This window comes from Kingella sp. (in: b-proteobacteria) (genome assembly GCF_030527935.1).
In the GTDB taxonomy this organism is placed as follows: Bacteria; Pseudomonadota; Gammaproteobacteria; order Burkholderiales; family Neisseriaceae; genus Kingella_B.
The window spans coordinates 39,369-49,085 of the sequence record NZ_JAUMZV010000017.1 but is presented as its reverse complement, the minus strand read 5'-3'; the positions used below and the strand labels follow the sequence as shown (position 1 = coordinate 49,085).

General features: G+C 52.9%; 14 protein-coding genes, 1 tRNA gene and 1 other RNA gene. 7 read left to right on the top strand and 9 right to left on the bottom strand.

Annotation, left to right across the window (positions count from 1 at the left end; all coding sequences use genetic code 11):
* Positions 1-53 precede the first annotated feature (53 nt).
* From Q4A85_RS07055 to Q4A85_RS07040, 4 genes are all read right to left on the bottom strand, one after another.
* A complete protein-coding gene (locus Q4A85_RS07055) occupies positions 54-614 on the bottom strand; it encodes a YceI family protein (RefSeq protein WP_303108914.1) in 561 nt (186 codons plus the stop codon).
* A 106-nt stretch (positions 615-720) separates the two neighbouring features.
* Positions 721-1,086, bottom strand: coding sequence for an adenosylmethionine decarboxylase (speD, locus tag Q4A85_RS07050; RefSeq protein ID WP_303108912.1), 366 nt, complete (start codon positions 1,084-1,086; stop codon positions 721-723).
* On the bottom strand, positions 1,083-1,256 hold the full coding sequence (locus tag Q4A85_RS07045; protein WP_303108910.1) for a hypothetical protein: 174 nt from the start codon (positions 1,254-1,256) through the stop codon (positions 1,083-1,085). The genes speD and Q4A85_RS07045 overlap by 4 nt, the downstream gene beginning before the upstream one ends.
* A complete protein-coding gene (locus Q4A85_RS07040; RefSeq protein ID WP_303108908.1) occupies positions 1,253-1,813 on the bottom strand; it encodes an RNA pyrophosphohydrolase in 561 nt (186 codons plus the stop codon). Before Q4A85_RS07040 ends, Q4A85_RS07045 begins: the two co-directional genes overlap by 4 nt.
* A gap of 118 nt (positions 1,814-1,931) precedes the next feature.
* On the opposite strand from Q4A85_RS07040, the gene Q4A85_RS07035 reads away from it, so the two are divergent.
* The 4 genes from Q4A85_RS07035 to Q4A85_RS07020 all read left to right on the top strand — a co-directional run bounded on the left by Q4A85_RS07035 (position 1,932) and on the right by Q4A85_RS07020 (position 2,995).
* On the top strand, positions 1,932-2,078 hold the full coding sequence (locus Q4A85_RS07035; protein ID WP_303108907.1) for a hypothetical protein: 147 nt from the start codon (positions 1,932-1,934) through the stop codon (positions 2,076-2,078).
* Positions 2,079-2,252: 174 nt separating this feature from the next.
* Entirely contained in the window at positions 2,253-2,456 is a 204-nt protein-coding gene (locus Q4A85_RS07030; RefSeq protein WP_303108905.1) for a dioxygenase, read from the top strand.
* A complete protein-coding gene (locus Q4A85_RS07025; protein ID WP_303108903.1) occupies positions 2,453-2,845 on the top strand; it encodes a VanZ family protein in 393 nt (130 codons plus the stop codon). Before Q4A85_RS07030 ends, Q4A85_RS07025 begins: the two co-directional genes overlap by 4 nt.
* Positions 2,846-2,922: 77 nt before the next feature.
* Positions 2,923-2,995, top strand: a tRNA-Asn gene (locus tag Q4A85_RS07020).
* A gap of 109 nt (positions 2,996-3,104) precedes the next feature.
* On the opposite strand, the gene ssrS is transcribed toward Q4A85_RS07020, so the two are convergent.
* The 5 genes from ssrS to Q4A85_RS06995 form a co-directional block, all read right to left on the bottom strand.
* Positions 3,105-3,285, bottom strand: a non-coding RNA gene (gene ssrS / locus Q4A85_RS07015) — 6S RNA.
* An 8-nt stretch (positions 3,286-3,293) separates the two neighbouring features.
* A complete protein-coding gene (locus Q4A85_RS07010; protein ID WP_303108901.1) occupies positions 3,294-3,596 on the bottom strand; it encodes a cell division protein ZapA in 303 nt (100 codons plus the stop codon).
* On the bottom strand, positions 3,593-4,528 hold the full coding sequence (locus Q4A85_RS07005) for a hypothetical protein (protein ID WP_303108899.1): 936 nt from the start codon (positions 4,526-4,528) through the stop codon (positions 3,593-3,595). Before Q4A85_RS07005 ends, Q4A85_RS07010 begins: the two co-directional genes overlap by 4 nt.
* Before the next feature lie 331 nt (positions 4,529-4,859).
* A complete protein-coding gene (locus Q4A85_RS07000) occupies positions 4,860-5,849 on the bottom strand; it encodes an NAD(P)H-dependent glycerol-3-phosphate dehydrogenase (RefSeq protein WP_303108897.1) in 990 nt (329 codons plus the stop codon).
* A gap of 226 nt (positions 5,850-6,075) precedes the next feature.
* Positions 6,076-7,746, bottom strand: coding sequence for a formate--tetrahydrofolate ligase (locus Q4A85_RS06995; RefSeq protein WP_303108895.1), 1,671 nt, complete (start codon positions 7,744-7,746; stop codon positions 6,076-6,078).
* A gap of 198 nt (positions 7,747-7,944) precedes the next feature.
* On the opposite strand from Q4A85_RS06995, the gene rbfA reads away from it, so the two are divergent.
* The 3 genes from rbfA (at position 7,945) to Q4A85_RS06980 (ending at position 9,717) form a co-directional block, all read left to right on the top strand.
* The gene (gene rbfA, locus Q4A85_RS06990) at positions 7,945-8,322 is read left to right on the top strand and encodes a 30S ribosome-binding factor RbfA (protein ID WP_303108922.1); all 378 of its coding nucleotides are present in this window, start codon (positions 7,945-7,947) and stop codon (positions 8,320-8,322) included.
* Positions 8,323-8,441: 119 nt separating this feature from the next.
* Positions 8,442-9,437, top strand: a complete 996-nt coding sequence (gene pheS / locus Q4A85_RS06985) for a phenylalanine--tRNA ligase subunit alpha (protein WP_303108893.1) — start codon at positions 8,442-8,444, stop codon at positions 9,435-9,437.
* A gap of 37 nt (positions 9,438-9,474) precedes the next feature.
* Positions 9,475-9,717 (top strand): hypothetical protein, encoded by a 243-nt coding sequence (locus tag Q4A85_RS06980; RefSeq protein ID WP_303108891.1) that lies wholly within the window; start codon positions 9,475-9,477, stop codon positions 9,715-9,717.

Below are 9,717 nucleotides of genomic sequence, written 5' to 3'. Positions count from 1 at the left end.
ATTTTAAAACAATTGGTAAGAAGTAATTTATCCTAGTTATCTAGGACAGCCCCTTATTTTTTGGCGGCTTCAATTTGAATATCAATGCGCACGTTTTTCGCCATGCCTTCTTTCACCAAATAATTCATACCCCATTTGGTGCGGTCAATGGTGGTGGAAAAATCGCCGCCGCACACTTCGGTTTTCAGCATCGGGTTTTGGTAGCAGTTGAACTTGCTGGCGGTCAATTTAACAGGTTGGGTTTTGCCCAGCAGCGTTAATTTGCCGTCCACCGAAACCAATTTTTTGCCGTTGAAATTGAACTTGGTGGACACAAAGCGCATTTCGGGGAATTTCTCGGCGTTGAATAAATCGGCAGATTGCAAGTGGTGGGTAAAATCTTGCGAACCTGTTTGCAAGTTTGCCAACGGCAAGGCGATGTCAATGCTGCCTGTGCGTTTTGCCAAGTCAAATTGCATATTGCCTTTTAAGCCATAGATGCCACCCACGTTGCTGGATGTGCCAAAGTGGTCAATGGTAAAACGCGCGTTGGTGTGGAAGGTATCCACTTCATAATTTGCCGCGTTTGCTGCACCCGCTGCCAAAAGAGCAGCGATAAAAAGTGCTTGTTTCATGATGTTTTCCTAAACGGTTGTGAGTAAACCAAAACGGCATCTTAACACAAAATAACGATTTGGCTGTTTCCCAACGCGAAAATCCGTTTTACGCGAGATTAAACAATCACGCTCCAAACAATCGCCCGCCGCGCGGATATTCGCGCCAATCCGCCGATTGCGCTTGCAACGCCGTTTGCAACGATTGCGCCGCTATTTCGGGTTTCAGGCTGCCGCAAAGAAAAATATCCACCGCCGCAAAATGATGCTCCGCCCAAGTGTGAATCGTGATGTGTGATTCCGCCAGCAGCAACACGCCTGTTACGCCGCCGCCCGCGCCAAAGGTGTGAAAATGCGCCGATAAGATGGTTGCGCCCGCCTGCGTTGCCGCCTGTCGCATCGCGCGTTCCAACTCCGCCGCATCGCGCAGAAAAGCCGCAGGGCAGCCATACAAATCCAGCAAACCATGCGCGCTGGGGCGATAGTCGCTCATTTATGCCCACCCGAATAGCCGCCGCTGTACCCCGAGCCGCTGGGGATATAAGCGCGGCTGCCAGTGCGCGTACTGCTCCCTGAGCCATCGCTGTTCACAATCGCATAATTGCTAAACGTGCCAAAGCCAACCGCCAACAGCGCAACCAATAAATAAGTATTCCGATTCATGGCGACTCCTTCGCTGCCAAATCCTGCTGACGCGCCGCCTGCCGCAATTCCAACTGCCGCGCGTGAAATTCGCCCATGCTTTCCAAGCCACGCAAATGCCGCGATAATTCCGTGAGCGCGCGCTCGTAAACATAACGTTTAAATTCAATCACTTCATCAATCACCGCCCAATATTCGTGCCAACACCAGCCATCAAATTCAGGCTGCTGCGTGGCACGCAAATGCAAATCGCTATCCTGCCCCACAAAGCGCAGCAAAAACCAAATCTGCTTCTGCCCGCGATACGAGCCACGCCACTCGCGCCGCACCCAATTATTCGGCACATCATAGCGCAGCCAATCGCGCGTGCGCCCTAAAAGTTTAACGTGCTGTGGCAGCAAGCCCACTTCTTCAAACAACTCCCGATACATCGCCGTTTCAGGGCTTTCCCCAGGTTTAATCCCCCCCTGCGGAAACTGCCAAGCGTGTTCGCGCACACGCTTTCCCCAAAACACACGATTATCCTGATTGAGCAAAATAATACCGACATTTGGTCGGTATCCTTCCCTATCCAGCATCGCGCCACTCCAAAAAATCAATGCCCGAATTTTCCCACAAAACCCAAAAAGCTGCCAACACGCTATAATCCGCGCCATTTGTTTAAGCAGCGGCAGACAGCGTTTCAGGCTGCCTTCAATGTTTGCACGATGTCAAAGGCAGCCTGAAAACCATAGCGCAGACCCTGTTTACAAAATAGCTTGGCTTATATTCAAAGGCAGCCTGAAAACGAAAATACAAATCCTGTTTACAAAACCGCTTGGCTTGCAACCAAAGGCAGCCTGAAAAACCATAACGCAGACTATGTTTACAAAACAATTTGGCTTGCATTCAAAGGCAGCCTGAAAACGATAGCGCAAACCCTGTTTACAAAACAGCTTGGTTTACTCCAAAGGCAGCCTGAAACGAAGTTCAGCGTAGCTAAAACCCATCCCGCGCCGCCACAAAGGACACCCCAAAATGACCGAACTCACCCAGCTCATCCAAACCGCCAGCTACGGCGAAGTGCAAAAAACCCTACAATTTCTGCTAGAAGAATGCAGCCTAGACCAAGCACCCAGCCGCGAAGAAATCGCCCAATGGCGCGACATACTCGCCACGCGCGGCAGCAAATTCCAAGCCCTAGCCCAACAATGCCAACAATCGCTGAACGACCCCGCATGACACTCCCCAAAAACAAATGGCTCGCCGCCGCCCTATTGTGGCTCATCGCAGGTATATACAGCCTTATCTTCCGCGAAAGCAACAGCCGCATCGCCCCGCCATTCCCCCATTTTGACAAAATCGCCCACGCCGCCCTGTTTTTCGCCCAAACATGGCTGCTCGCCAAAGCATGGCTTGCCGAACGCAAACGCCCGCCCATCGCCGCCCTGTTTACCTTCGCCCTATGCTACGCCATCGCCAGCGAAATTGCCCAACACCTGTTTACCCAAACCCGACAAGGCGACCCGCTAGATGCCCTTGCCGACATGATAGGCAGCAGCATCGCTCTTTATCTCGCTTACCACGCCCATCAACACCGCCAAAGGCAGCCTGAAAATAATTCCGTTTAATTTCATTACGATTGTTATCGTGTGTATAGAAAGCGTTTGACAAGGCAACCAAACATCCGCATAATGCGTGGCTTCATTCCCCGATAGCTCAGTCGGTAGAGCGACGGACTGTTAATCCGCAGGTCCCTGGTTCGAGCCCAGGTCGGGGAGCTAAAAAAGCCAAGTTTTTCGGAACTTGGCTTTTTGCTGTTTAGCAAAATCATCACAAAACAAGACCGCAAAACAAAACACCGTTTCATCACGAAACGGTGTTTTTTTATAGAACCCCGCGAATGCCGTTTAGGCTGAGTTCGCTTGAACCTTGTACACAAGGTGGTTATCTCGGGTAACTTCGGGTGCAATCTAACAAGAGACCGCTCGCGCCTGTTACAACTCCCGATAACCGAGCAAACTTTATTGGTTCAAGGAAATGTGTGCCATTACGCGCACCGCAGGGAATTTAACGGGTTCAATCTTTGCTGAGCGTTTCATCGCAAAGCAGGATGAGTGATTGGATTTTACGTTCATACTCTTGGCTTGGCAAGGCTTCTTGTTCATATTTGTTGGCGATTTTGAGTAAATCGTGGGAAAGGTTGAGTGCCGCCATAATTACTACTTTTTCGGTTTCCATGTTTTGGCTTGCGCCTTGGATGGCGGTGATTTTTTGGTTCAGCATTTCCACTGCTTTATACAAGGTCTCGCGCTCGCTGTTGGGTGTGCCAATGGTAAATTGGCGGTTGAGAATTTCAACGCTGATTTGTTCAATGCTCATTGGATGGTTTCCTTGTTGTGGGTTTCGGGCGCGGGCAAGCGGTCTAGCAAGGTGCGGATTTTGTCGGCGTTTTCTTGCAGCATGGTGCGATAGGCGTGGTTTTGCGTCATCAGTTGTTCTACTTGCCGTTGCAATAGGGCGTTTTCGGTTTCCAGATGTTCTTTTTGTTGCTTGAACATTTGGTTAAGCTCGTTCAGGCTTTTTTCGTGTTGCTCGGTTTGCAGGGCAAATTCTATGCGGAAGCGTTCGGCTTCTTGCGCCAGTTGTGTGGCAATGGCTTCTTTTTCGGCGGTTACGTTGCTGAGCAGGGATTTTTCTTGCGTTTCCCATTCGGACTTGGCATCGGTGAGCGATGCGCGTAGCTGCGCGGTTTCGTTGTCGTATTGGGCGATGCGGTATTCGGCTTCGCTAAGCTGCGCTTGCAACACGGCAAGTTGTTCGGTTAATTCGTTGTTGCTTTTTTGCAGGGTGCCTTGTGCTTCGCTGGCTTGTTGTTTTTGCGATGTGAGTTCTTGGCGCAGGACGAGTGCGTTGTCTTCGGCGGCTTGCAGCTGCTCTTGCAGTTCTTTGAACTTGTCGCCGTGTTGTTCTTGCTCGGTAAAGCGTTCTTGCCAGCTTTTTTCTTTGTTTTGAATGGTGTTTTGCAGGAAGGAGATTTGGTCGCGCAGGTTGATGCGCTCGGTTTCCAAGAGTTTGATTTGTTGTTCTTGGAATTGCAGTTTGTGGTTGAGTTCTTCGTCGTTGGCGGTGTTGGCTTTGTTGACGGCGGCGGCGAGTTGCTCTTCCCAATGCAGCATTTGGGTGTCGTATTCTTTGCGTTCTACCACGAGCTTGGCTTTGAGCTTTTGGTTGTCGTCGTAAAGATGGTGGAGCTTGTCGGCTAGGGTTTTGATTTTGGATTCTAGGATGTCTAGGTCTTTTAGTGTGTTCATGGGGTTTCCAAAGGGTTGGGCGGGGCGGAATGGGTTTTAGAACCTGTATTCACTATTCTCATAGGCATCTTTTATGCCCTAAAAACGCGGCTACCGCGTTAAAAATGCTCGCAAGGTGTCCAACCTTGCTGTGCTTTTTGCCTTGTATCCACGCTTTTATGTCATCAAATCTACCTATGAAAATAGTGAATACAGGTTCTTAGCTACGCTGAACTTCGTTTCAGGCTGCCTTTTATGGCTTGGCAGATAGGCAGCCTGAAAAAGGGATGGTGAATGCAGTTAGACGATAAGCCAGCGCGGTAGGCCTTCAAATTTAACTCAATGGTGCGGGTTATTCGCTTTTGGGTTCGCGTTGCATCAGCCGTTCTACCACGTCATTAGCGGCTAATTCGTTGCGCACGAGTTGATAGAGCATATCGGTGATGGGCATATCTATTTGGTATTTGGCGGCGGCGTTGTGCACTTCTTCTATGGTGGGCACGCCTTCGGCGACGTGTCCGATTTCTTTGAGCACTTGGTGCAGGGTTTTGCCTTCTGCTAAGCCTAGCCCGACTTTGCGGTTGCGGGATAGTGCGCCTGTGCAAGTGAGAATTAGGTCGCCCATGCCTGCCAAGCCCATCATGGTTTTGGTGTGTGCGCCCATGGCAACGGCAAGGCGGGTGATTTCGGCTAAACCGCGTGTTACCAAGGCGGCGCGGGCGTTTAAGCCGTAGTTCAAGCCGTCGGATAGCCCTGTGGCAATCGCCATGATGTTTTTGACTGCGCCGCCAACGGATACGCCGATGACATCGCTGTTGGCATAAAGGCGCATGACGTTGGTGTTTAGCTCTTGTACCAATTCGTGTAGCCATGCTTCGTTTTGCGAAGCGAGACACACGGCGCAGGGAAGCTGTTGGGCGAGTTCTTGCGCGAAGCTGGGTCCTGATAACACGCCGATGCGTGGGTTTTCAGGCAGCACTTCTTGCACGACTTGGAATGTGAGCAAGCCTGTGTCTAGCTCAAAGCCTTTGCAGGCGGTGAGAATGGGCAGATGCCCGCCTCCGTGTTGTTTGAGCTGTTCCACGCTGGAACGCAGCCCCACCACGGGTGTTACCACCAGCACCAATTCGCTCTCGCGCAGGGCTTCGGGCATATCGGCATATACGTTTAGGTTGTCAGGCAGCCTGAAATGGGGCAGGTAGCGTTCGTTTTCGCGGCTTTGCTGCATGGCTTGGGCGTGCTCGGCGTTGTGCGTCCACATGGCGATTTGGTGGTTGTGTTTGGCAAAATGGATGCCAAGGGCTGTGCCCCATGCGCCTGCGCCTAAAATGGTGATGTTCATGTGCTTATCCTTTGCTGGAACGGGCTGACAACTTTGCGCGGGATTCTATCATAAGATGTTTGTTTTTGTTTAGGTTGGTTAAGATGGTTTTCAGGCTGCCTTTATATGGATAGGGCAGCCTGAAATATGGTCTGGTGTTGCGTTAAGCAAAATGGTTAGAAGCTGATTTCATCATTTTCAGGCTACCTTACTGTGTGCAACAAAGGCAGCCTGAAACGCGGTTGAACTAGAACAAACCGCTAATCCGCCCGTTTTCATCCACATCAATGCGCTCGGCGGCGGGCGATTTGGGCAGCCCCGGCATTTTCATCATCGCGCCGCACAATGCCACGATAAACCCTGCGCCTGCGGAGACGGTAATCCCGCGCACGTTGATGGTAAAGCCTTCGGGCTTGCCCAGCAGTTTGGCGTTGTCGCTGAGCGAGTATTGCGTTTTTGCCATGCAGATGGGCAGTTTATCCAGTCCCAAGCGTTCCAAGTTGGCGATTTCGGCGGTGGCTTCTGCGCTGAATGTTACGCCTGCTGCGCCGTAGATTTTGCTGGCGATGGCGTTGATTTTGTTGGCAATGCTGTCGTTGGCATCGTAGGCAAAGGCAAAATCGCCTGTGTTGGCTGCAATGGCGGCGACTACTTTGCGCGCCAAATCTTCGCCGCCCGCGCCGCCTTTTGCCCACACTTCGGCAAGCGACACGGCTGCGCCTGCTTGTTGGCACGCGGCTTCAATTGCGGCGAGTTCGGCATCGCTGTCGGAAGTGAAGCGGTTAATCGCCACCACCACAGGCAGTCTGAAAACCTGTTTCATGTTGTTGATGTGCTTGATAAGGTTGGGCAAACCGCGTTGCACGGCGGCGACGTTTTCGACGTTTAAATCGGCTTTATCCACGCCGCCGTTGTATTTTAGGGCGCGCACGGTGGCGACGATGACGGCGCAATCGGGGCGCAAGCCTGCCAGCCGCGCTTTGATGTCGCAGAATTTTTCCGCGCCCAAATCTGCGCCAAAGCCCGCTTCGGTTACGGCGAACTCGCCCAAATGCTGCGCCAAGCGCGTTGCCAACACGGAATTGCAGCCGTGCGCGATGTTGGCAAATGGCCCGCCGTGCACCAGCGCGGGGCTGCCCGCCAGCGTTTGCACGAGATTGGGCTTGATGGCATCTTTGAGCAACGCCGCCATTGCGCCGTGTGCGTGCAAATCTTTGGCGTAAACGGGTTGATTATCAAAGGTGTAGGCAATCAGGATGTTGCCCAGCCGTTGTTTTAAATCGGCGATGTCGTTGGACAGGCAAAAAATCGCCATCACTTCGCTGGCTACGGTGATGTCAAAGCCATCGGGGCGCATCACGCCATCGGTGGGCTTGCCTAAGCCGTTGATGATGTTGCGCAATTGGCGGTCGTTCATGTCCACCACGCGCCGCCACAGCACGCGCTTGGGGTCTATGCCCAGCGCGTTGCCTTGGTAGATGTGGTTATCCAGCATGGCGGCAAGAAGGTTGTTGGCTGCGCCGATGGCGTGAAAATCGCCTGTGAAGTGCAGGTTGATGTCTTCCATCGGCACAACTTGCGCATAGCCGCCACCCGCCGCGCCGCCTTTGATGCCGAACACGGGGCCCAGCGATGGTTCGCGCATAGCAACGATGGCTGGCTTGCCGATGCGGTTGAGCGCGTCGGTGAGCCCGATGGTGAGCGTGGTTTTGCCTTCGCCTGCGGGCGTGGGGTTGATGGCGGTTACCAGCACCAGCTTGCCGCGCTTGTTAGGCAGCCTGAACGCATCGGCGGGGTTGATTTTGGCTTTGTATTTGCCGTATTGCTCCAAATCATCGGGCGCAATGCCAAGCTGGGCGGCGATTTGGGCGATGGGTTGCAAGGTGGCGGCTTGGGCGATTTCTACATCGGTTTGCATGGGAGAACTCCTTGTGGGCTGTGGGTGGGGTGCTGCGAATGGGTTGATTATACCGATTATGGGCAGCCTGAAAAAATGCTTGGCAACGATGCGCTTGCTTTTGCGGCAACGCGCTGCGTGCGCTTTCAGTCTTGCGCGTTTCAGGCTGCCTTGCATTTCAGTTATAATCGCCACCATTTTGCAACGAGAATAATCAACATGAAAAAACCACAACGCAACGGCTACGCTCGCGTGGACCGTGTTAAAGAACAAATCATGCGCGAGCTTGCCGAGCTGATTCGCACCGAGCTCAAAGACCCACGCGCAGGCTTGATTACGATTAACGATGTAGACGTAACCCGCGATTACAGCCACGCCACCGTGTATTACACCGTGCTAAACGGCGAGCGCGAAGCGAGCGCGCAAGCGTTGGAACACGCCAAAGGCTTTCTGCGCAGCGAGCTATCGCGCCGCATTACCGTGTTTCGCGTGCCCGAGCTGCATTTTGAATACGACCACTCGCTAGAACGCGGCATGACGCTGTCGCATTTGATAGAGCAAGCCGCTGCCGAGCCCAGCGTGCCCGATGTGGAGTAATTAGGCAGCCTGAAAAGCAATAGGCAGCCTGAAAACGATAAAGGCAGCCTGAAAACGCCATTCAGCGCATCCCAAGCTCTCCATCCCTTTCAACCCCCATTTCCCCACCCCAAACCACCATGCAAAACAATGCCACCCAAATCGCCGAACGCGGCATCGCCGCCATTCAATCCGCCGAAAACACCCAAGCCCTAGAACTCATCAAAGCCCAATACCTTGGCAAAACAGGCGAACTCAACGCCCTGCTCAAACAGCTTGGCGCGTTATCCGTGGAAGAGAAAAAAACCATCGGCGCGCACATCAACGAATGCAAAACCCGTTTTCAGGCTGCCTACGATGCCAAACGCGCCGCCTTTGCTGATGCCGAGTTGCAGCAAAAACTCGCCGCCGAAGCCTTGGACGTAACCCTGCCATCGCGCGGGCAATCCGCAGGCGGCTTGCACCCCGTAACGCTCACCTTGCAGCGTGTGGTGGAGCTGTTTCACGGCATGGGCTTTGACGTGGCAGATGGCCCCGAAATTGAAGACGATTTCCACAACTTCCAAGCCCTCAATATCCCGCAAAACCACCCCGCCCGCGCCATGCAAGACACGTTTTACACCGAAGGCGGCAACGTGCTGCGCACCCACACATCGCCCATTCAAATCCGCTATATGCTGGACAAAAAAAATCCACCCATTCGCATCATCGCCCCTGGTCGCGTGTACCGCGTGGACAGCGATGCCACCCACTCACCCATGTTCCACCAATGCGAAGGCTTGTGGGTGGAAGAAGGTGTGAGCTTTGCCGATTTAAAAGCCGTGTTCACCGATTTTATCCGCCGCTTTTTTGAGCGCGACGATTTTCAAGTGCGCTTTCGCCCCAGCTTCTTCCCGTTCACCGAGCCGTCTGCCGAAATTGACATCATGGGCGACAACGGCAAATGGCTGGAAGTGGGCGGCTGCGGCATGGTACACCCCAACGTGTTGAAAAACGTGAACATAGACCCCGAGCAATACACAGGCTTTGCCTTTGGCATCGGGCTAGACCGCTTTGCCATGCTGCGCTACGGCGTGAATGATTTGCGGCTGTTTTTTGATAACGATTTGGGGTTTTTGGGGCAGTTTGCGCGGTAAATGGCTGGGCGCAGCGCATCACACAAGGAGCTAAATAATGAGCCAGATTATGTATCAATCTCCCATCAATGATGCGCTGTATCGTGATTTTTTGGCGGTGGCAAAACAGCTTAACCGCACCGATGCCCAGCTGATGCGCGAATTGATGGCGGATTTTGTGCGCCAGCAAACCGCACCGCAAACGCAAAGCATAGCGCAAGTGTTGGGCGGGCGGCATGATGCGGCGGATGTGGATTTTGAATTTGAACGAGACAACAGCCCATTTCGTATTGCGGAGTAG